The 21,118-nt window shown below is 72.0% G+C and carries 19 protein-coding genes; 6 read left to right on the plus strand and 13 right to left on the minus strand.

Going from position 1 to position 21,118, the window contains the following annotated elements; all coding sequences use genetic code 11:
- Positions 1-112: 112 nt before the first annotated feature.
- Together ACT4N7_RS18080 and ACT4N7_RS18085 are read right to left on the minus strand one after the other, a co-directional pair.
- Positions 113-763: an L-threonylcarbamoyladenylate synthase gene (locus ACT4N7_RS18080; protein WP_444829934.1), complete on the minus strand. Its 651-nt coding sequence runs from the start codon at positions 761-763 to the stop codon at positions 113-115.
- A 10-nt stretch (positions 764-773) separates the two neighbouring features.
- A complete protein-coding gene (locus ACT4N7_RS18085) occupies positions 774-1,601 on the minus strand; it encodes a hypothetical protein (protein WP_444829935.1) in 828 nt (275 codons plus the stop codon).
- 79 nt (positions 1,602-1,680) lie between these two features.
- Here ACT4N7_RS18085 and ACT4N7_RS18090 point away from each other — a divergent pair, with 79 nt between their 5' ends.
- Entirely contained in the window at positions 1,681-2,394 is a 714-nt protein-coding gene (locus ACT4N7_RS18090; protein WP_444829936.1) for a hypothetical protein, read from the plus strand.
- Between the two features lie 292 nt (positions 2,395-2,686).
- Here ACT4N7_RS18090 and prmC read toward each other — a convergent pair whose 3' ends face one another.
- From prmC to rpmE, 3 genes are all read right to left on the minus strand, one after another.
- Entirely contained in the window at positions 2,687-3,550 is an 864-nt protein-coding gene (gene prmC / locus ACT4N7_RS18095) for a peptide chain release factor N(5)-glutamine methyltransferase (RefSeq protein ID WP_444829937.1), read from the minus strand.
- Between the two features lie 52 nt (positions 3,551-3,602).
- Complete coding sequence (gene prfA, locus ACT4N7_RS18100) at positions 3,603-4,679, minus strand: peptide chain release factor 1 (protein ID WP_444829938.1); 1,077 nt, start codon at positions 4,677-4,679, stop codon at positions 3,603-3,605.
- Between the two features lie 78 nt (positions 4,680-4,757).
- Positions 4,758-4,979, minus strand: a complete 222-nt coding sequence (gene rpmE / locus ACT4N7_RS18105; RefSeq protein WP_444829939.1) for a 50S ribosomal protein L31 — start codon at positions 4,977-4,979, stop codon at positions 4,758-4,760.
- Positions 4,980-5,216: 237 nt separating this feature from the next.
- Between rpmE and ACT4N7_RS18110 the strand changes: the two genes are divergently transcribed.
- The gene (locus ACT4N7_RS18110) at positions 5,217-5,636 is read left to right on the plus strand and encodes a hypothetical protein (RefSeq protein WP_444829940.1); all 420 of its coding nucleotides are present in this window, start codon (positions 5,217-5,219) and stop codon (positions 5,634-5,636) included.
- Between the two features lie 42 nt (positions 5,637-5,678).
- Here ACT4N7_RS18110 and rho read toward each other — a convergent pair whose 3' ends face one another.
- From rho to argS, 6 genes are all read right to left on the minus strand, one after another.
- Entirely contained in the window at positions 5,679-7,655 is a 1,977-nt protein-coding gene (gene rho, locus ACT4N7_RS18115; protein ID WP_444829941.1) for a transcription termination factor Rho, read from the minus strand.
- Positions 7,656-8,072: 417 nt separating this feature from the next.
- Complete coding sequence (gene thrB / locus ACT4N7_RS18120) at positions 8,073-8,954, minus strand: homoserine kinase (RefSeq protein WP_444829942.1); 882 nt, start codon at positions 8,952-8,954, stop codon at positions 8,073-8,075.
- Positions 8,951-10,030, minus strand: a complete 1,080-nt coding sequence (thrC, locus tag ACT4N7_RS18125) for a threonine synthase (RefSeq protein ID WP_444829943.1) — start codon at positions 10,028-10,030, stop codon at positions 8,951-8,953. The genes thrB and thrC overlap by 4 nt, the downstream gene beginning before the upstream one ends.
- Before the next feature lie 132 nt (positions 10,031-10,162).
- On the minus strand, positions 10,163-11,467 hold the full coding sequence (locus tag ACT4N7_RS18130) for a homoserine dehydrogenase (RefSeq protein WP_444829944.1): 1,305 nt from the start codon (positions 11,465-11,467) through the stop codon (positions 10,163-10,165).
- Complete coding sequence (gene lysA / locus ACT4N7_RS18135; protein WP_444829945.1) at positions 11,464-12,900, minus strand: diaminopimelate decarboxylase; 1,437 nt, start codon at positions 12,898-12,900, stop codon at positions 11,464-11,466. The genes ACT4N7_RS18130 and lysA overlap by 4 nt, the downstream gene beginning before the upstream one ends.
- Before the next feature lie 11 nt (positions 12,901-12,911).
- Entirely contained in the window at positions 12,912-14,573 is a 1,662-nt protein-coding gene (gene argS / locus ACT4N7_RS18140; RefSeq protein ID WP_444829946.1) for an arginine--tRNA ligase, read from the minus strand.
- Between the two features lie 75 nt (positions 14,574-14,648).
- Between argS and ACT4N7_RS18145 the strand changes: the two genes are divergently transcribed.
- The 3 genes from ACT4N7_RS18145 (at position 14,649) to ACT4N7_RS18155 (ending at position 16,946) form a co-directional block, all read left to right on the plus strand.
- Positions 14,649-15,323 (plus strand): DUF3105 domain-containing protein, encoded by a 675-nt coding sequence (locus tag ACT4N7_RS18145; RefSeq protein WP_444829947.1) that lies wholly within the window; start codon positions 14,649-14,651, stop codon positions 15,321-15,323.
- 109 nt (positions 15,324-15,432) lie between these two features.
- A complete protein-coding gene (locus ACT4N7_RS18150; protein ID WP_444829948.1) occupies positions 15,433-16,254 on the plus strand; it encodes a DUF3105 domain-containing protein in 822 nt (273 codons plus the stop codon).
- A complete protein-coding gene (locus ACT4N7_RS18155) occupies positions 16,251-16,946 on the plus strand; it encodes a DUF305 domain-containing protein (protein WP_444829949.1) in 696 nt (231 codons plus the stop codon). The genes ACT4N7_RS18150 and ACT4N7_RS18155 overlap by 4 nt, the downstream gene beginning before the upstream one ends.
- A 662-nt stretch (positions 16,947-17,608) precedes the next feature.
- On the opposite strand, the gene ACT4N7_RS18160 is transcribed toward ACT4N7_RS18155, so the two are convergent.
- Positions 17,609-18,520: a cation diffusion facilitator family transporter gene (locus ACT4N7_RS18160; RefSeq protein WP_444829950.1), complete on the minus strand. Its 912-nt coding sequence runs from the start codon at positions 18,518-18,520 to the stop codon at positions 17,609-17,611.
- Positions 18,521-18,650: 130 nt separating this feature from the next.
- Between ACT4N7_RS18160 and ACT4N7_RS18165 the strand changes: the two genes are divergently transcribed.
- Positions 18,651-20,627, plus strand: a complete 1,977-nt coding sequence (locus ACT4N7_RS18165; protein ID WP_444829951.1) for a glycogen debranching N-terminal domain-containing protein — start codon at positions 18,651-18,653, stop codon at positions 20,625-20,627.
- On the opposite strand, the gene ACT4N7_RS18170 is transcribed toward ACT4N7_RS18165, so the two are convergent.
- Positions 20,624-21,118 (minus strand): TOBE domain-containing protein (locus ACT4N7_RS18170; protein WP_444829952.1); only part of this gene is annotated, 495 nt, incomplete at its 5' end. The genes ACT4N7_RS18165 and ACT4N7_RS18170 overlap by 4 nt on opposite strands.

Genomic DNA, 21,118 nt, shown 5'->3' on the forward strand with positions numbered 1-21,118 from the left:
TGTCGCCGCGGCCAGGCGCCACGTGGGCGCCGGAGGTGGTGGCGAACCTCCAACTCGGGACACTTGCGTCGCATCTCCTAGATCGGTACCGCCACGGGGATTGTGGGCAACGCTACCGTGCCGAGCGCACCTCGGTGCCCAACGCCTCGGCCACGGCGGCCAGGCTGACCGCGCCCTCGCGCAGCACCACGGGCTCGTCGCCGGTGAGGTCGACGATGGTCGAGGGCACCGGATCGCCGGTCGGGCCGCCGTCGAGGTACACCGCGACCGAGTCGCCGAGCTGCTCGCGGGCCTGCTCGGCGGTGGCGGCAGGCGGGTGGCCGGAGCGGTTCGCGCTGGACACGGCCATCGGGCCGACCTCGCGCAGCAGCTCGATCGCGACCGGGTGCAGCGGCATGCGCAGCATGACCGTGCCCCGGGTGCGGCCGAGGTCCCAGTTCAGCGACGGCGCGTGCGGCAGCACGATCGACAGGTCGCCCGGCCAGAACGCCTCGATCAGCACGCGCGCCGTGTGCGGCACCGACAGCACGAGCCCGTCGACGGTCGACCAGGAGCCGACGAGCACGCCGACCGGCAGGTCCGGGCCGCGCCCCTTCGCCGCGAGCAGCGAGGACACCGCGGCGGCGGAGAACGCGTCGCAGCCGAGGCCGTAGACGGTGTCGGTGGGGATCACGACGAGTCTGCCCGCGCGGACCGCGCTCGCGGCGGCGGCGAGGCCGTCCGCCCTGTCCTCGTGGGCGCTGCAGTCGTAGACCGTGGTCACCCGCGCGAGCCTAGGGCATGTCTCCGGGACCCTCTCGGGCGATCCGGCTCGCCAGGCTGTCGGCCCGGCTGCGCCAGGACTGGCGGCGGAAGCGCAGCACGATCAGGAACAGCAGGGCGCTGCCGAGCAGCACCCCGGCCGCCACCAGCGGCACGCTGCCCACCACGCCGCCGACAGCCACCACGACCAGCCCCAGCGACACGGCGAGCAGCGCGAGGCTGACCGCGATGCCCTCCGGCTGCCACCGCCAGCGGCGGCCCGCGGTGACCTCCTCCAGCAGCAGCTCGGCGCCGCGGCGCAGTTCGTCGTCGCCGACGTCGAGGTCGAGGATGCGCCGTGCGGCGTGCTCGCAGGTCGCGAGCTGGGTCTCGCTGGTGATCACCAGGACGTCGTCGCCGGTGCGGCTGCGGACCTGTTCGGACACCGAACACCAGGTACTCGCCAGGTAGTAGCGCAGCACCGGGTTGGTGGGCGCGGCGAACCGCCGCTCCAGGTCGGCCGCCGCCCCCGCCGCGTCGCCGCCCGCGACCCGGGCCTGGGACAGGCCCAGCACGGCGAGGGTGTTGCCCGGGTCGACGTTGTCGGCGCGCTGATAGTGCCGCGCGGCAGCCCGCCAGCGGCCGCGAGCCAGCAGCACGTCGCCCATGCCCACCTCGTCGTGCGGGTCCGTGCGCAGTGCGGCGGCCCGCTCGAAGTCCTGCTGCGCGTCGTCCAAGCTGCCCTTGAGCAGCGCGGACCGGGCCCGCGCGAAGCACTCCCTGGCTTCCTGCGGTCCCTCTTCGCCAGCGGAAGCGGCCAAGCGCCACTTCTCGGTGACGTCCTGCCATGTCCGAAGCATTGGATCACCCGGGTCAGCACGCTACCCTCGGTACATCTTTACCGGGATATCGTCCCAGGGAGTTCCCACGAGTAGCCGAGTGCCGAGTCGCCGAGGACCGCAGCTCAGTTCACGCTGGCTGGCGTCCTCCTTTGTCGCGGCCTACGTCGTGGTGAGCGCCGCCGTCGGCACGCTGCTACTCGTCGTGCCCAAGGACGACCCGGCCGCCGCGGCCACGATCCCGACCTACATCTACGAGCAGGGCCCGCCGCCGATCGAGGCCCCCGAGGCGACCGTGCGCGCCACCCCGGACCCGGGTCCGCCGCTCACCGGCCTCACCACAGCCACAGCGAGCCCGTCGAAGGTGGCCCTGCCGGTCGACGCGGGCACGCGGCGCGTCCAGGGACCCGGCGGGCTGGTCACGGTCATCCCGGCGGGCTGGAAGGTCACCCGGTCCACCGGTCCGGGCGCCATGCAGGCCACCGACCCCGCCGACCCGACCCGGTTCATCCGCTACGGCGGCGCCGCCGCGCCCGACGCCGACCTGCTGATGTCGCATGTGGACTACGACGCCGCGTTCTCCGCGACGAAGCCCGGATTCCGCCGGATCAGCCTCGGCACCACGACCTACCACGGCGTGCGGGCGGTCGACTGGGAGTTCCAGTACGACACCCCGCAGGGCAAGCGGCACGTGCACTCGATGTACTGGCGCGTCGACGGAACCGAGTACTTCCTCTACGCCGCGGCGAACACCGCGCGCTGGGCCGAGACGCTGCCCGTCTACCACGCCATGATCGACAACGCCGCTCCGTAGTCGCTGCGGGGACCCCTCCCGGTCCCGATGCGCCAGGGTCACTCCTGAGCGATCGGCGACAAGGGAGGCCAACCATGTCCGGTGGACGACGCGGCACCGAGCAGATCGCGACCTGGGCGCTGGGCGCGCTGGCGCTGCTCATCGTCACGGTCATCCTGGCGCTGGTCTTCGGCCACGCCGCGCGCAACCAACTCGGCGGCGGCGACCTGGCGACCGCAGGCACCGTGCTCGGCTGGACGGGGCTGGCCCTGCTCGGCCTGGCCGTGGCCCTCACCACGGCCGAGCGGAGCGCTCAGCCGCGGCGGGCGGTGGCGAAGCGCGGCCGCTCGGCGAGATCCCGGTGGTCCTGGACGTCGGTGAGCACGCGCCGGGTCGAGAGCAGGGCTGGGACGGACTCGGCGTGGCTGTCGTCGTGTTCGATGGCCACGGCGCCGCCCGCGCGCAGCAGTCGGGCCGCGGCGGAGACCACGTGCCGGATCGCGTCGAGGCCGTCGGCGCCGGAGAACACCGCGCGCGTCGGGTCGTGGTCGGCGACCTCCGGGGGGACCTCGGTGCCCCACGGCACGTACGGCGGGTTCGCGATGACCAGGTCGACCTGGCCCTCCAACTCGCCCAACAGGCCGCGGTCGGCCACGTCGCCCGAGTAGAGCCGCACTGGCGTGTCGCCCGCAGCGGCCCGCGCGTCAGCGTTGCGGCGGGCCCACGCGAGCGCGGAGATGTCGATGTCGACCGCGTGCACGACCGCGTCCGGCCGGGCGTTGGCCAGCGCCAGCGCGAGGACCGCCGACCCGGTGCACAGGTCGACGACGACCGGCGCGCGCACGCCGCCGAGCGCCGCGAGTCCCCAGGCGAACATCAGCTCGGTCTCCGGCCGCGGCACGAACACCCCCGGGCCCACCTCGACGGTGATCGCGCCCATCGCGGCGGTGCCGGTGAGGTGCTGCAGCGGCTCGCGGCGGGCGCGGCGGGCGACGAGCTTGCCGATGGCGTCGATCACCGGTGGGTCGACCAGCGGCACGAGGGTCAGCTTGCCCCGCTCGACGCCCAACACGTGCGCGGCGAGCAGTTCGGCGTCGTTGCGCGGCGAGGAGACGCCCGCGCGGGTGAGGATGCGCTCGGCCTCCATGATGGCGACGCGCAGGGGCTGCCTGCTCACGCTTCGTCCGCAAACTCGCTCATGGCGCAAGCCTCGCACGCCCGCGGCGGACTCAACCCGAGTGGGCCGCGAGTCGCTCGGCGCGGTCGGCGTCGGCGAGGGCGTCGAGCACCCCGTCGAGGTCGCCGTCGAGCACGGCCTCCAGGTTGTGCGCCTTGTAGCCGACGCGGTGGTCGGAGATCCGGTTCTCCGGGTAGTTGTAGGTGCGCACCCGTTCGGACCGGTCGACCGTGCGGACCTGGCCGCGCCGCACGTCGGACGCCTGCTTGGCGGCTTCCTCCTCGGCCGCGGCGAGCAGCCGGGCGCGCAGCACGTGCATGGCGCGGGTCTTGTTCTGCAACTGGGAACGCTCGTTCTGGCAGGACACCACGATGCCCGAGGGCAGGTGCGTGATCCGAACCGCCGAGTCGGTGGTGTTGACGCTCTGCCCGCCCTTGCCCGACGAGCGGTAGACGTCGATGCGCAGGTCCTTGTCCGAGATGTCGGCGAACGCGGTGGTGTCCTCGACGTCCGGGTACACCAGCACGCCCGCGGCGGAGGTGTGGATGCGGCCCTGCGACTCGGTGACGGGCACGCGCTGCACCCGGTGCACACCGCCCTCGAACTTCAGCCGCGCCCACACGCCCTCCGGGTCGGCTGCCTTGCTCTTGATCGCGACCGTGACGTCCTTGAAACCGCCGAGGTCGGACTCGGTGCCGTCGAGCACCTCGGCCTTCCAGCCGTGCCGCTCGGCGTAGCGCAGGTACATGCGCAGCAGGTCGCCCGCGAACAGCGCGGACTCCTCGCCGCCCTCGCCGGACTTGACCTCCAGCAGCACGTCGGCGCCGTCGTGCGGGTCGCGCGGCAGCAGCAGCTCGGTGAGCTTGGCCTCCAGCTCGGGGATGCGGGCGACTAACGCGTCGGCCTCGGCGGCGAACGCCGGGTCCTCGGCGGCCAGCTCGCGCGCGGCCTCGACGTCGTTGCGCGCGTTCTCCAGCTCGCGCAGCGTCTTGACCACCGGGGTGAGCTGGGCGTAGCGGCGGCCGAGTTTGCGCGCGCGGTCCTGGTCGGCGTGCACCGCGGGATCGGCGAGCTCCTGTTCCAGCTCGCCGTATTCGCCGAGCAGGTCGCCAAGACTCGTTGCGTCCACCACTGGCCTCCAAAGCCGAAGCTACCCGGACACGGCGACGGCGCCCGTCCCGCGAGCGGGAGGGCGCCGTCGGCGAAGCTACTTCGCGGCCTTGGTGCGCTTGCCGTAGCGCGCCTCGAAGCGCGCGACCCGACCGCCGGTGTCCAGGATCTTCTGCTTGCCGGTGTAGAACGGGTGGCAAGCCGAGCAGACCTCGACGTGGATGCTGCCGGAAGCCTTGGTGCTGCGCGTGCTGAAGGTGTTGCCGCAGCCGCAGACCACGTTGGTGGTCACGTAGTCGGGGTGGATACCGCTCTTCACAATGGTCGCCTCTCGTATGTGGCCGCCGGGTCCCCGACAGTGCTTGAACAACCTCGGGGTGAACCGGAGCCGGACTCGACCTGACAGTCTGCCAGACCTGCTGACGTGACCTGCAACGCGGCCCGCCCGGGCGGTATTCCGACCGCTCACCGCACCCGGGATGCCTCCTGCCGAGGTAATCGGCCGCTCACCGATAGTAGCGTGTTGTCGGTCGAATGACCGACACACACTGTCCAGGTGCTGCATGCCGTAGGCAGGCCCTTGTCCGTCTCCGCGTGGCTGGTGGCCCCGCTGCTGTTCGCGGCGTCCGTGCTCGGCCTGACCGCGCTGGGCGGCCTGCTGCTGCACGCGTCGTGGCAGGTCACGCTGTCCAGCGCGCTGTGGGGCGGGGCCGCCGCGGTCAGCGCCGCACTGGGCGGCGCGGTGGGCTGGCGGTCCTCGGCACAGCGCGGCATCCTCGCGGTGCTCTACCCGGCGCTGCTGCTGCTCTGGGGGCTCGCCCTCGACGACGTCATGGTGCCGCGGTGGTGGGCGATCGGACTGGGGATGCCCGCGATGGCGCTGCTGTTGGTGCTGTGCTGGCGCCGGTTCCGGCCCCGGCACGACCGGACTGTCCACACGCGAGCGTCCACTGTGACCGTGCCGGAGATGCGCTGAGCCCCCGCGCACCGGGGTGCGCGGGGGCTCGGTGGACCGGACTCAGACGTCGTTCGACGGCGTGGTCTTGGCCACCTGCATCAGGAACTCGATGTTCGTGCGGGACTTGCGCAGCCGGTCGAGCAGCAGCTCGATGGCGGCCTGGCTGTCCAGCGCGTGCAGCACTCGACGCAGCTTCACGGTGACCGCGAGCTCGTCCGGCGGGAGCAACAGCTCCTCCTTGCGGGTGCCGGACGGGTCGATGTCGACCGCGGGGAAGATCCGCTTGTCGGCGATCTTGCGGTCGAGCTTGAGCTCGGCGTTGCCGGTGCCCTTGAACTCCTCGAAGATCACCGTGTCACCGGCCGACCCGGTCTCCACCAGGGCGGTGGCGAAGATGGTCAGCGAGCCGCCGCCCTCGATGTTGCGCGCCGCGCCGAGGAAGCGCTTCGGCGGGAACAGCGCGGTCGAGTCGACGCCACCGGACAGGATCCGGCCGGACGCCGGGGCGGCCAGGTTGTAGGCGCGGCCCAGGCGGGTGATCGAGTCGAGCAGCACCACCACGTCGTGGCCCATCTCCACCAGGCGCTTGGCGCGCTCGATGGACAGCTCGGCCACGGTGGTGTGGTCGCCCGGCGGGCGGTCGAAGGTGGAGGCGATGACCTCGCCCTTCACCGACCGCTGCATGTCGGTGACCTCTTCCGGCCGCTCGTCGACGAGCACGACCATGAGGTAGACCTCGGGGTTGTTGGTGGTGATCGCGTTGGCGATCGCCTGCAGCACCGAGGTCTTGCCCGCCTTGGGCGGGGACACGATGAGCGCGCGCTGCCCCTTGCCGACCGGCATCACCAGATCGATGACGCGAGTAGTGAGGATGTGCGGCTCGGTCTCCAGCCGCAGCCGCTCGTTCGGGTAGAGCGGGGTCAACTTGGTGAACTCGGGGCGGTTCTTGGCCGCGTCCGGCTCCAGGCCGTTGATCGTCTCCACCCGGACCAGCGGGTTGAACTTCTGCCGCTGGGCCTCGCCCTCGCGCGGCTGGCGGACCAGGCCGGTGATGGCGTCGCCGCGGCGCAGGCCGTACTTGCGGACCAGCGACAGCGAGACGTAGACGTCGTTGGGTCCGGCGAGGTAGCCCGAGGTGCGGACGAACGCGTAGTTCTCCAGCACGTCCAGGACACCCGCGACGGGCAGCAGCACGTCGTCGTCGCGCACCTCGGTGTCGTTCTGGCCGACGGTGCCCTCGGGACGGCCACCGCGCCTGCGACGGTCGCGGAAGCGACGGCCGCGGCGTCCGCCGCGCTCGTCGTCGTCATCGTCGTCGGGACCGGTGGCCCGGTTGTCCTGCTGCCGGTCCTGCTGACGGTTGTCCTGCCGGTTGTCCTGCTGCCGGTTGTCCTGCTGCCGGTCCTGGCGGTTGTCCTGCTGGCGGTTGCGATCGCGGTCACCGCGCTGACGGTCACCCCGGTCGCCGCGCTCGGTGCGCTGGCGGTCGCCCTGCTGGCGGTCGTCGCCGCGGGCGGGACGGCTGACCTCGGCGGCGGCGGGTGCCTGCTGTTCGGCGGGCGCCTGCTCGGGGCTTCCCGCGGCCCGGTTGGCGCCGCGTCGGCGCCGGTTGTCCCGGCGGCCGCCGTCATCGCCCTCGGCCGGACGCGCGGAGTCCTGCGGCGCGTCGGCAGGCTTGTCCGCGACGGGTGCCTCGGCGGGCACCGCCACGACGGCCTCGGTGGGCCGGACCTCCGCGGGCCGCTCGGTCCTGGTCGCCCGCTTCGGCTTGGCCTCCGCGGTGTCCGTGCCGTTCAGGGGCAGCTCCGGGGCGGACCCGCCCGGGCCACCACCCTGCCGCTCCTTGATGACAGCGATCAGGTCACCCTTGCGCATGCCCGCCGTGCCGGGGATTCCAAGCTGACCGGCGAGTTCGCGGAGTTCGGCGAGCACCATGCCGGACAGACCCGCGCGACGCTTCGGCGTACCGCCGTTGGCCCCGGACCTCTCCTGCTGGTCGGCCGCGGTATCGCTGCTCAATAGATCGGTATTGCTCACACATGTCCTTCCTGACCGGTCCCCGCCTCCTACGTGGACCAGCGGAACGCCGTCCGTCGGAATGCGAGACGGCGTATCTCTCCACTGTTTGGCTGCCCTAGCCACGTACCTGGCCGCAGTTCGGGCCAGGCGAACGACTCGGTCGCCAACAGGGAGCATCTGGTCACCACGGTCGTCGGGTACCTGCGAGCCCCGGCTCGGACCTGGAAGAGGACAGAGCCGATACCTCGGCAGATGATGCGACCCGGAAAGAATTCCCGGGAACGACACCGGGCGCCCGTGCGCGCGGTGACTGAACGCCCCCGAGGGTAGACGGACCTCACTCAAGGTGCAACAACCGGCCCACAGCGCGTCGCGCGCGAGCATCAGTGCGCGTCGGTGATCTGCGTCACCCGAGTGTCCACTGAGGAGACCGGGTCACGCCAGGGTCTCGACGCGGGCTCCCGCGCGGTCGACAGCCAGTGGCCGCACGGTGAACCCGGCGAGGTCGACCGCGGGCAGCACGCCGTCCGTGGTCAGCGCCAGCACGGTCGGCCCGGCGCCGGAAACCGTTGCCGCGACGCCGTGTCCGCGCAGGTCACGAAGTACGCGCAGGGTCGCGGGCCAGGCGCTCTCGCGGTAGTCCTGGTGCAGCCGGTCGGCGGTGGCGGCCAACAGCAGGTCGGGCCGGGCGGTGACGGCGTGCACGGCCAGCGCGCTGCGTCCGGCGGCGAACGCGGCGTCGGCGTGCGGCACCCGGTCGGGCAGCAGGCCGCGGGTGACGTGGGTGGCGGAATGCTCGGCGGGCACGATCAGCACCGGCCGCAGGTCGGCGTGCGGTTCGACGCGGACGGCGCGGAAGCGGCCGTCCTCGGCCCAGGCCACCGCGAGCCCGCCCAACAGGCTCGCGGCGACGTTGTCGGCGTGTCCCTCGAACTCGGCGGCCAGGTGCAGCGCGTCGTCGTCCAGCGGGCGCCCGGCCAGGCCGTACCCGGCCGCGATGCCCGCCACGATGGCCGCCGCCGACGAGCCGAGCCCGCGCGCGTGCGGAATGGCGTTGGCGCAGCACAGCACCAATCCGGGCGGCGCGGCGCCGAGCAGGTCGACCGCGGCCCGCAGCGCGCGGACCACGAGGTGGGTCTCGTCCAGCGGCACCTCGCCCGCGCCCTCGCCGACGACCTGGATGTCCAGGCCGCGCTCGACCACCGCGACGTCGACAACGTCGTAGAGGCACAGCGCCAGGCCGAGCGCGTCGAAACCCGACCCGAGGTTCGCCGACGACGCGGGCACCCGGACGCGGACCCGGCGCCCGACGATCACCGCAGGTCCAGGGCGGTGGCCACGGCGGAGGCGTCCACCGGGACCGGCTCCACCTCCGGCATCCCCGCCAGCGCCGTGCCCGGGTCCTTGAGGCCGTGCCCGGTGACGGTGCACACCACCAGCGAACCCAGCGGCAGCCGCCCGTCGGCGGCGGTGATCAGCAGCCCGGCCACGCTGGTGGCCGAGGACGGCTCCACGAACACGCCCTCGCGCCGCGACAGCAGCCGGTAGGCGTCGAGGATCTGCTCGTCGGTCGCCGACTCGAAAAGCCCGCCCGACTCGTCGCGCGCGGCGACCGCGCCCGCCCAGGACGCCGGGCTGCCCACCCGGATCGCGGTCGCGATGGTCTCCGGGTCGCGCACGGGCTCGCCGCGCACCAGCGGCGCCGCGCCCGCGGCCTGGAACCCGAACATCCGCGGCGTGCCCGTGATCAGCGCGTCGTTGGCGTAGTCGCGGTAGCCACGCCAGTAGGCGGTGATGTTGCCCGCGTTGCCGACCGGCAGGCAGTGCACGTCCGGCGCCCGGCCGAGCACGTCGCAGACCTCCCACGCGGCGGTCTTCTGGCCGAGCAACCGCACCGGGTTGACCGAGTTGACCAGGCCGACGGCGTACTCCGCCGCGGTCTTGCGGGCCAGTTCCAGGCAGTCGTCGAAGTTGCCGTCGATCTGCAGGATGCGGGCGCCGTGGGCGACGGCCTGCGCCATCTTGCCCAGCGCGATCTTGCCGCGCGGCACGAGCACCGCGCAGGTCAGCCCCGCGCGCGCGGCGTAGGCGGCGGCCGAGGCCGAGGTGTTGCCGGTGGACGCGCAGATGACCGCTTCGAGGCCGTTGGCCAGCGCGTGCGTGATGGCCACGGTCATGCCACGGTCCTTGAACGACCCGGTCGGGTTGACACCCTCGATCTTGAGGTAAACGGCGCACCCGGTCAGCTCGGACAGGTGCGGCGCGGCGAGCAGCGGCGTGTTGCCCTCGCCGAGGGTGATCACCTTGGCGCCGTGCGGCACCGCTATCCGCGACGGATAAGCCGCAATGATGCCCGGCTGATCCGCCTCCCCAGAATTAACGCTGGTGGGCACGGTGAGCCGGCACTGTCCAGTTTGGTGGGTGCCGGTGGCTGGGTCGCATCCCGTTCCCCTTAGCTGCGGTTGGCAACCACGCTCGGTCATGAATCTCCGCCTCCCTCAAGTGCGGTTGGCAACCAGGCTCGGTCATGCGTCCTCGCCTTCGACGCGCATCACGCTGACCACCTCGTGCACGAACGGCAGGCCCGCGACTTTGTCCACAGTGGAGCGCAACGCGGCGTCGGGCGCCGAGTGGGTGACGATCACCAGGCTCGCATCGGCCGCGCGGCCCTCCTGGCGCACCGCCGCGATGCTCACGTCGTGCTGTGCGAACACGGCGGCCACCGCCGCCAGCACGCCCGCGCGGTCGGCCACGTCCAGGCTGATGTGGTACCTGGTCGAGGTCTGCGCGATCGGGCGCACCGGCAGGTCGGCGTACGCCGACTCGCGCGGCCCGCGCCCGCCGACGACCAGGTTGCGGGCGACCGCCACCAGGTCGCCGAGCACGGCACTGGCGGTGGGTGCGCCGCCCGCTCCCTGCCCGTAGAACATGAGCTGTCCGGCGGCCTCCGCCTCGACGAAGACCGCGTTGAAGGCGCCGCCGACCGCGGCCAGCGGGTGGCCGCGCGGGATCATCGCCGGGTGCACCCGCACCGCGACCGACTCGCCCGTGGGGCCGTCGACGCGCTCGCAGATCGCCAGCAGCTTGATGGTGCGACCCAGCGACCGGGCGGCGGCCACGTCGGCCGGGGTGACCGCGGCGATGCCCTCGCGGTAGACGTCGCCCGCCGTGACCCGGGTGTGAAAGGCAAGGGAGGCAAGGATAGCGGCCTTGGACGCGGCGTCGTAACCGTCCACATCGGCCGTCGGGTCGGCCTCGGCGTAGCCCAGCCGGGCCGCCTCGTCGAGGGTCTCGGCGTAACCCGCGCCGGTGTCGTCCATCGCGGACAGGATGAAGTTGGTGGTGCCGTTGACGATCCCCATCACCCGGGTGATCCGGTCGCCCGCCAGCGACTCGCGCAGCGGGCGCAGCAGCGGGATGGCGCCCGCGACGGCGGCCTCGAAGTAGAGATCCACCCCGGCGGCGTCGGCCGCGGTGAACAACTCCCCCGCGTGCTCGGCGAGCAGGGCCTTGTTTGCGGTGACCACGGACTTGCCCGCGCGCAGCGCGGCGAGCAGCCAGGTGCGGGTGGGCTCGATGCCGCCGATGACCTCGACCACGACGTCCACGCCCGCGTCGGCGACCAACGCGGCGGCGTCGGTGGTGAGCAGCTCGGCCGGGACCTCGCGGTGCTTGTTCGGCCTGCGCACCGCGATGCCCGCCAGCTCGACCGGCGCGCCGACGCGGGCGGCGAGTTCGCCTGCCTGGTCGGTGAGCAGCCGGACGATCTGGGTGCCGACCGTGCCGCAGCCCAGCAGCGCGACCCGGATCGGCTTGCCGGGCTTGGTCACGGGATCTCCAGTCTCAACAGGTCGTCCACGGTTTCCCGGCGCAGCAGCGGCCGCGCCGACCCGTCGCGCACGGCCACCACCGCCGGGCGCGGCAACCGGTTGTAGTTGCTCGCCATCGAGTAGCAGTACGCGCCGGTAGCGGCCACCGCGATCAGGTCTCCGGGAGCAAGGTTGGCCGGTAGCCAGCAGTCGCGCACCACAACGTCGCCGGACTCACAGTGTTTGCCCACCACGCGGGACAGCATCGCCTCCGCGCCCCGCTCGCCCTCGGCGCTGGAGCGCGACACCAGCCGGGTGTCGTAGAGCGCGTCGTAGAGCGCGGTGCGGATGTTGTCGCTCATGCCGCCGTCGACGCTGACATAGCGGCGGCCGGTACCGTGGCCGAGCGCGACGTCCTTGATGGTGCCGACCTCGTAGAGAGTCACGGTGCCGGGGCCGACGATGGCGCGGCCCGGCTCGACGGCCAGCTTCGGCATGTCCAGCCCGGCCTGCTCGCACTCCTTGGCCACCAGCGCGCGGAGCTGGTCGGCCAGCCACATCGGCGGCGGCGGGTCGTCCTGGGCGGTGTAGGCGATGCCGAGGCCGCCGCCGAGGTCGACCACCGCGAGCGCCGCCAGCGCCTCGGGGCCGTGCTCGGCGTGCAGTTCGGCGAGCAGCCCGATGACCCGGTGCGCGGCGACCTCGAAGCCGTCGGCGTCGAATATCTGCGAGCCGATGTGGCTGTGCAGCCCGACCAGCCGCAGGCCGCCCGCCTTGAGCACCCGCCGGGCCGCCTCCGCGGCGTCGCGGCCCGCGAGCGAGAAGCCGAACTTCTGGTCCTCGTGCGCGGTCGCGATGAACTCGTGGGTGTGCGCCTCGACGCCGACGGTGACCCGGATCAGCACCGGCGCCACCACGCCGCGGTCGGTGGCGAGCTTGTCGAGCCGGGCGATCTCGAAGTACGAGTCGACCACGATCGCGCCGACCCCCGCGTCGAGCGCCTGGGCCAGCTCCTCGACCGACTTGTTGTTGCCGTGCAAGGTGATCCGCTCGGGCGGGAACTCCGCGCGCAGCGCCACGGCCAGCTCGCCGCCGCTGCACACGTCCAGGCTCAGCCCCTCCTGCGCGACCCAGCGGGCGATCTCCACGCAGAGAAACGCCTTCGACGCGTAGTGCACCAGCGCGGGATCGCCGAACGCGGCGGCGTGTTCGCGGCACCGGGCACGGAAGTCCGCTTCGTCCACAACGAACAGTGGGGTGCCGTAGGTCTGCGCCAGCTCGCGCACGTCGACCCCCGCCACCCGCAGCGCGCCGTCCGCGCCGCGGACCGCGTTGCGCGGCCAGACCTCGCCGTAGAGCTCGTCGAGCGCCAGCGCGCTGGTGGGCCGCTCGCTCGCGGTGTTGCTCGGCGGCAGGATCTCCGCGTGCCGCGGTCCGGCCGGATGTGCCCTCATATACCCGTTTCCTACATTCGTTCCGGTGCGGTGACGCCGAGCAGCCCGAGCCCGTTCGCGAGCACCTGCCGCGTCGCCGCGCACAGCGCGAGGCGGGCGGTGGTCAGCGGGCCGGGCTCCTCGTCGCCCTGGGGCAGGACGCGGCAACTGTCGTAGAACTTGTGGTACGCGCCTGCCAGTTCCTCCAGGTAGCGCGCCACGCGGTGCGGTTCCCGCAGTTCGGCGGCGGTGGCCACGATCCGGGGGTACTCGCCGAGGGTGCGGACCAGGTCGCCCTCGCGCTGGTGGGTGAGCAGGCCGAGGTCCGCGTCGTCCGGGCCGGGCACGGCGAGGCCGAGGTCGGCGGCGTTGCGCAGCAGCGAGGCCAGCCGCGCGTGCGCGTACTGGACGTAGAAGACCGGATTGTCGTTGGAGCGCTTGGTCCACACGCCGAGATCGATGTCCAAAGTGGAGTCCGCGGAAGAGCGGATCATGGCGTAGCGGGCCGCGTCCACGCCGACCGCGTCGACCAGGTCCTCGATCGTGATCACGGTGCCCGCGCGCTTGCTCATCCGCACCGGTTTGCCGTCGCTGAGCAGGTTCACCATCTGTCCGATGAGGACTTCCACGGTGTCCGGGTCGTCGCCCGCGGCCGCGGCGGCGGCCTTGAGCCTGCCGATGTAGCCGTGGTGGTCGGCACCGAGCAGGTAGATGCACAGGTCGAAGCCGCGGCGGCGCTTGTCCTGGAAGTACGCGATGTCGCCCGCGATGTAGGCGGGCCGCCCGTCGCTCTTGATGACCACGCGATCCTTGTCGTCGCCGTACTCGGTGGTGCGCAGCCACCAGGCGCCGTCCTCGGCGTAGAGCAGGTCCGAGCCCTTGAGCGCCTCGACGGCCCGCTCGACCGCGCCGGAGGCGTGCAGCGAGTCCTCGTGGAAGTACACGTCGAAGTCGGTGCCGAACTCGTGCAGGCTCTGCTTGATCTGCTCGAACATCAGGCCGACGCCGATCCGGCGGAAGGTCTCCGCGCGCTCGGCGTCGGGCAGCGCCAGCGCGCCGGGCTCCTGGCGCAGCACCTCGGCGGCGATGTCGGCGAGGTAGGCGCCCGCATAGCCGTCCTCCGGCGCGGGCTCTCCCTTCGCGGCCGCGACGAGCGAGCGGACGTACCGGTCGATCTGGGCGCCCGCGTCGTTGAAGTAGTACTCCCGGGTCACCGCGCCGCCCTGGGCCGCGAGCACCCGGCCGAGCGCGTCGCCGACCGCGGCCCAGCGGGTGCCGCCGAGGTGGATCGGGCCGGTCGGGTTGGCGGAGACGAACTCCAGGTTGATCCGGCGGTCCGCGAGCGCCGTGCCGGTGCCGTACCCGGTGCCGGTGGCCAGCACCTGGCGCACGATGTCGCCCTGCGCGTCGGTGGCGAGGCGCAGGTTGATGAACCCGGGCCCGGCGACCTCCGCGGCCTCGATCCCGGCGTCGGCGGCGAGCGCGTCGGCCAGCCAGCCCGCGAGGTCGCGCGGGGCCACCCCGGCGCGCTTGGCGACCTGCAGGGCCACGTTGGTCGCGTAGTCGCCGTGCTCCGGGTTGCGCGGTCGCTCGACGGTGACCGCGGCCGGGACGACGGCGGTGTCGAGTCCGCGGGCGTCGAGAACCCGCACGGCGGCGGAACGGACCAGGTCAGCGAGTACGGCGGGAGTCACCGGGCAAGTCTAGGTAGTCGCCGTCCACCGTCCGTAGCCGCCTCGGCCGAGCCCCGAGTCCATAGACTCGGTCCCATGACACGGTTCGCACGGACCCTGGCCATCGGTGCCCTCGTCTGCCTCGCCATGACCGGCTGCGGCGGTGCCGAGAAACCCCGGCCCGCCCGTGCCACGCCCGGCCCGGAGTTCGTCCCGACCGAGGAGAACCGCGACCCGACCAGGAAGATCGAGGGCGTCCTGGAGATCAACTACGTGGCGGGCAAGCACGTGATCTTCCCGGAGCGCGTGGCCTACGACCACGCCCCGCCCCTGGGCGGCGCGCACGACCACATCTGGGCCGCGTGCAACGGGGTGGTGTACCCGACCGCGGTCCGCACCGAGCACCTGGTCCACTCGCTGGAGCACGGCGCCGTCTGGGTCAGCTACGACCCCAGGCGGGTCAGGGGCGACGACCGGCTGGCGCTGGCCGAGCGGGTCGAGGGCAGGCCGTACACGTTCATGTCGCCCTTCCCCGGCCAGCCCAAGCCCGTTTCGGTGCAGTCCTGGGGCAGGCAACTCCAGGTCGACAGCATCGACGATCCCCGGATCGACCAGTTCATCGTGGCCACCCGGACCAACCCGTACCTCAACCCCGAACCGGGCGCCCCCTGCGACGCCCCCGACGCCAAACTGTTCGACCAGGACGACCCGCCGCCGTTCGACCCGGCGCCGCCCGGACCGGACGCCGTACCCGTCACCGGCCGACCGTGACGGTGGTTGACAGCCACCAGACACCCGTTCCCTAGACTGGCGTCCGCACTTCATCCGTGGTGCGACTCCCCGATCGGGAGCACACTCGACACTGAGGTCCGAGGACGGCATGGCCAGCGGGACGAAGAACAAGGGCAGCAAGAGCGCGGTGAAGGCCGCACGCGCTTCAGTTGTCGCGAGAAAGAGCAGGCCCTGGGGCACGATCATCGGCGTGATCGCGGTCCTGCTGCTGGCGGGCGGCGTGTTCGGCTACGCCTACGTCCAGGTCTCCGGCGCGAAGAAGTTCACCGTGTCCGAGGACAACAAGGACCCGTCGGAGAACATCGGTGGAGTCACCCGGATGCCCTACACCGCGGGCCAGCACATCAACCCGGGTCAGCGCGTCGCCTACGACCAGACGCCGCCGTTCGGCGGACCGCACGACGGCGTGTGGGCCGACTGCACCGGCATCGTCTACCCGACGGCCGTGCGCAACGAGAACATGGTCCACGCCCTCGAACACGGTTCGGTGTGGATCGCATACAACCCGGACAAGGTGCAGGGCCCGGCGCTGGAGAAGCTGAAGTCCAAGGTCGACGGCCAGCCGTACATGCTGATGTCGCCCTACCCGGCACTCGACCGCCCGATCTCGCTGCAGTCGTGGGGCCACCAGCTCAAGCTGGACAGCGCCGACGACGAGCGAATCGACCAGTTCATCAAGGCGCTGAGGTCCAACAGCTACCAGAACCCCGAGCCCGGCGGTCGATGCGACAGCAACCAGACCGGTTTCGACCCCGGCGCCCCGCCGCCGTTCGTCGCCGAGAAGCCCGGGCCTGACGCTGTCGGCATGGACGGCAAGGCCCCGACCGCTCCCGGCCAGACGCCGCCGTCAGCCCCGGCGCCGGGGCCCCCGTCCGGACAGCAGGCGCCCACGGCGCCGCCCTCACAGTGACCGAAGTCCGCCCGACCACCACGCCCGACGCAGCCGCGCGGCCCCGAACGACCAGGCAATCCGCCCTGGTCTACGCGGCCGCCGCGCTCGCGGTCTTGGTGGTCGGTGCGGCGATCGGCATGCTGATCACCCTCGCAGTGGTGGGACAGGACGATCCCCCGGACCTGGACTCCGTCGATGTCGGGTTCGCCCACGACATGCGCGTCCACCACCTCCAGGCGATCACCATGGCCGGGCTGGCCAGAGACCGCAGCACGGACGCCCCGATCCGTCAGCTCGCATTCGACATCGAGTCCACCCAATTGGACCAGAGCGGCCAGCTCAGTGGTTGGCTGACCACCTGGGGCCAACCCGTGCTGCCCCCGCCCGGCCAACCCCACATGAGCTGGATGTCGGGCGAGGCTCACGGCCACAACACCCCGGCAGGGGTTACTCGGATGCCCGGTATGGCAACCACCGCGGAACTTTCCCGCCTCCGGGGCCTCACCGGCGCCGAGTTCGACACCTACTTCCTGCAATTGATGCTGCGTCACCACCAAGGCGGCCTGGAGATGGCGGGGCATGCCGCCGATCATGCGCGCCTGGATTTCGTCCGCAACCTCGCGGACAAAATCCGGCAGGGCCAGCAGGGCGAAACGACGCTGATAACCCGGATGTTGATCGAACGCAGAAGTCAACCGCTCCCGCAATGATTTTGGTCACGCCGACCATCGTGATTTCCCCGATAGGCGGAGTGTGTCCGCGAGCGCGCGCCGGTACCGTGGCCAAGCAGCACAAGCTGCAATCACTGGGGTGATTGTCTTTCTCGCACATCATTGTGCGTACACCCATGGACTCGATCGGGAGATCGAATGAGAACCATGCCACGTCTCGGGCTCGCCATCATGGTGGCCGTGACCGCCACACTCGGCCTCAACGGCACGGCGAGTGCCAGTAACGCGCAAACGGTCGGCTGCACGCAGGTGTTCCTCGACTAAGTCTCGGGCGGCGGGAGTTACTACGTGACCTACGCCCAAGCCCGGAACGTCGCTGCGGCGGCTACACGGGGCATTTCCAGCTCCGCGGCGTGAACAACTCGGACACCAATCCCATCCAGACCTTCCGCGTCAACATCAACCAGTACCTGCCATACAACACGGCAGTGTGCGGAACTGGTTGGCGTAAGAATGCCAACGGTTCTTACACCAACATGGGAACGGCTTGCCCACGCGTTCTCTGAGTACGAACCGTCAGCGAAACGTGAGCAGTCGATAATCTGACGGGCCACTGACAACGTTATTTGGTGCGGCAGCCGCGGTATGCGCTGCAACAGGTCATAGACCGCGGCTGCCGTACCGCACAGCCGCTCTGAGGCTCACCAGGACAGTTCCTGGCACTTGGTCGCCGAGTCCGGCCCCTCCACCTGCAAAGTCGCGTGGTCGATGCCGTAGTCGCTCGCGAGCAGGTCGCGGGCCGTGTGCAGGACGGCGGTCCGGTCCGCCCCGTCGGCCGTCGTCAGGTGGGCCGAGACGACCTCCATGCCCGAGGTCAGCGTCCAGACGTGCAAGTCGTGCACCTCGGCGACACCGGGCACGGTGCCCAGCCGCAGGGCCAACTCGCCGACGTCGACCCGTTCGGGCGCGTGCTGGAACAGGATGCGCAGCGCGCGCCGGGCCAGCGACCACGTGCGCGGCAGCACCCACAGGCCGATGGCGACGCCGATGACCGGGTCGGCGTAGCGCCAGCCGATGGTCAGTGTCACCACCGCGCTGAGCAGCACCGCGACCGAGCCCACCAGGTCGGCCAGCACCTCCAGGTAGGCCCCCCGCACGTTCAGGCTCTCCCGCGCGCCCGCACGCAGCAGCAGGAACGCCACGACGTTGGCCACCAGACCGGCCGACGCGGCCAGCAGCACCGGCAGGCCGGGCACGGCGGGCGGGTTGTCGAACCGGGCGACGGCCTCGACCAGCACGTACCCGGCGACGCCGAACAGGAGCACCGCGTTGGCCAGCGCGGCGAGCACTTCGGCGCGGTAGAGCCCGAAGGTGCGGTCCGGTTTGCCGCCCGCCCGGCGGGCAGCCATGATCGCGGCCAGCGCGAGCCCGACGCCGACGACGTCGGTCAGCATGTGGGCGGCGTCGGAGATCAGCGCCAGCGACGACGTCGCCACCCCGACGGCGAACTCGACCACCATGATCGCCGCGGCCAGGCCGAACGCCATCCACAGCCTGCCGACCAACCGCCCGGACGCGCTGACCGGCACCCCGTGTCCGTGCCCGTGGCCCATCTCGTCCCCCCGATCGCTCGACCTTCCGACCAACATATTGCCATACGTGCATGAGTTTAAGGCCACTCGATCGTGCGATCCACCGCACGATCGGGAAGGCTGGCCGGACCGACACCGGAGGACGCGACCCATGACCGAACGGCAGCCGCTGCTGCACGACCTCGTGATCACCGTGGCGGCGCCGACCGCCGTACTGTCTGGAATGGACGGTCAGCTCCGCGGGACCGGCGCCCAGGGCGTCTTGCACGGAGACCACCGAGTGCTCAGCGCCGCCGTGCTCACGGTCGACGGACGCGAGCCCGAGCCGATCTCCGGCGGACCGGACGGCTTCGTCGGCCTGCTGGGCCACCTCGACCCGCCGGGCAGCCACGACCCGGTCGCGCGGCTGCACCGCCGTCGCGAGGTGTCCGGCTCCGGGGTCGTGGAGCGGCTGGAACTGACCGGGCTCGACGAGCGGGATTGCGTTGTACGCCTTGCCTTGCGGGCCGATTTCGCCGCGATCTCGGCGGTGAAGTCCGGTGTGGACACTGCGGCGGTGGCACCGCGAGTCGATGGGGAGTCCGTGGTGTGGGACGCGGACGGTCTCCACTCGACGCTGACCGCACCGGGTGCCCGGATCACCGTCGACGGCGCCGACGCGGTGCTGACCTGGCTCGTCCGCGGATCGTCCAGTCTGGAATGGACACTGTCCGTGGACGATCCTGGTGCGGTCTTTGCCGCCGCGGAGTCCTTGCTGGTCATGCCATCCATCGAGGCCGACGATCCGCGACTGTCCGATATGGTCAGTCGATCGGTCGCCGACCTCAACCGGCTGCTGCTCACCGACGGCACCGACCGGTTCGCCGCCGCGGGTGCGCCCTGGTACCTCACGCTGTTCGGCCGTGACAGCCTGTGGGCCGCCCGGCTGGCGCTGCCGTCCTCCGTCGACCTCGCGGGCGAAACGTTGCGTACATTGGCTCGGCTCCAGGGAACCCGGCACGACCCGGCCACCGGCGAGGCGCCGGGCAAGATCCCGCACGAGCGCAGGCGCGCGGGATTCCGGTTGGGGGACATGATGTTGCCCGCGCTGTACTACGGGACCGTCGACGCCACCGCGCTGTGGGTGTGCCTGCTGCACGACGCCTGGCGCGCCGGCCTGCCCGATGAGCAGGTGCGCCCCCTGCTGCCCGCACTACGCGCCGCGCTCGACTGGATCACCGGCCCGGCCGATCCCGACGGCGACGGTTTCGCCGAATACGTGGACGAAATGGGTACTGGACTGGCAAACCAGGGCTGGAAGGACTCCGCCGACGCAGTCCGCTTCGCCGACGGCCGGTTCGCGAATCCGCCGATCGCGCTGGCGGAAGTCCAGGCGTACCACCATGAAGCGCTCCACTCGGGCGCGGATGTGCTGGCGGCGTTCGGGGAGAGCGGGGCGGGACTGCGCGAGCACGCCGCCGAGCTGGCCACCCGGTTTCGCGCGGCGTTCTGGGTGTCCGGGTATCCGGCGCTCGCCCTCGACCGCGACAAGCGCCCGGTCGACGCGCCCGCCAGCAACATGGGTCACCTGCTGGGCACCGGCCTGCTGGACGGCGCCGAGTCCGCCTTGGTCGCCCGCAGGCTGGCCGAACCGGACCTGACGGGCCCGTTCGGCGTGCGCACCCTGTCGAGCGCGGCCGCCGCGTACTCGCCGCTGAGCTACCACTGCGGGTCGGTCTGGCCGCACGACACCGCGATCATCGCGCGCGGCCTTGCCGCCGCCGGATTCCGGGACCAGGCCGCCGACCTGGCCGCGCGACTGCTGCGCGCGGCCGGGTCGCTGGACTGGGAACTGCCCGAGCTCTACGCGGGCTTCGGCAAGTCGGCCCGGCCGGTGCCGTACCCTGCGTCGTGCAGGCCGCAGGCGTGGTCGGCCGCCGCCGGGATCGCCGCGCTGTGGGTGTTGCTCGGCCTGGCGGTGGACGTGCCCGGCCGCACGGTGACGGTGCGGCCACCGACATCGGGCCCGGTCGGCGCGCTGGCGGTGTCCGGCATCCCGCTGGCGGGCGGGACACTGGACATCCGCGTCGACCGGGACGGCACGGTGCTCGACGTGCTGGCGCCCGCCGGATTCACCGTCAATTCCTAGACCAGGCGTTCACCGGTCTCGGCGTCGAACAGGTGGATCTCCTCCGAGTTGCGCAGCACCACGCGGACGGTCTGCCCGAGCGCGGGCGGCGTGCGGCCGTCGACCCGCATGACCAGCCGGGCCGAGCCGGGCTCGTCGGCGACCGAGCCGTGCACCAGCGCGTCGGCGCCGAGTTCCTCGACCAACTCGACCACCAGGTCGAACGCGTCGTCCGTGCCGGTCGGGGCCAGGCTCAGCGACTCGGGCCGGACGCCGATGGTGACCTCGGTCAGGCCCTGCTCGCGGATCGCGGTCATCGTCTCGCGCGGCAGCGGCACCCGCAGCCCGCCGATCCGCAGCGCGTCATCGGCCACGGGAGCGGTGCGCAGGTTCATGGCGGGGCTGCCGATGAAACCCGCGACGAACGCGTTGGCCGGACTGTCGTACAACGCACGCGGAGTGTCGCACTGCTGCAACAACCCGTCCTTCAGCACCGCGACCCGATGCCCCAT

Origin of the sequence: Actinokineospora sp. (assembly GCF_052390155.1) — a bacterium.
Classification (GTDB): Bacteria; Actinomycetota; Actinomycetes; order Mycobacteriales; family Pseudonocardiaceae; genus Actinokineospora.

Coding starts and splice junctions, on each gene's coding strand:
- ACT4N7_RS18085 (WP_444829935.1), bottom strand. CDS start 1,601: ATGCTTCGGACATGGCAGGACGTCACCGAGAAGTGGCGCTTGGCCGCT.
- lysA (WP_444829945.1), bottom strand. CDS start 12,900: ATGAGGGCACATCCGGCCGGACCGCGGCACGCGGAGATCCTGCCGCCG.
- ACT4N7_RS18145 (WP_444829947.1), top strand. CDS start 14,649: ATGACACGGTTCGCACGGACCCTGGCCATCGGTGCCCTCGTCTGCCTC.
- ACT4N7_RS18150 (WP_444829948.1), top strand. CDS start 15,433: ATGGCCAGCGGGACGAAGAACAAGGGCAGCAAGAGCGCGGTGAAGGCC.
- ACT4N7_RS18160 (WP_444829950.1), bottom strand. CDS start 18,520: ATGGGCCACGGGCACGGACACGGGGTGCCGGTCAGCGCGTCCGGGCGG.
- ACT4N7_RS18165 (WP_444829951.1), top strand. CDS start 18,651: ATGACCGAACGGCAGCCGCTGCTGCACGACCTCGTGATCACCGTGGCG.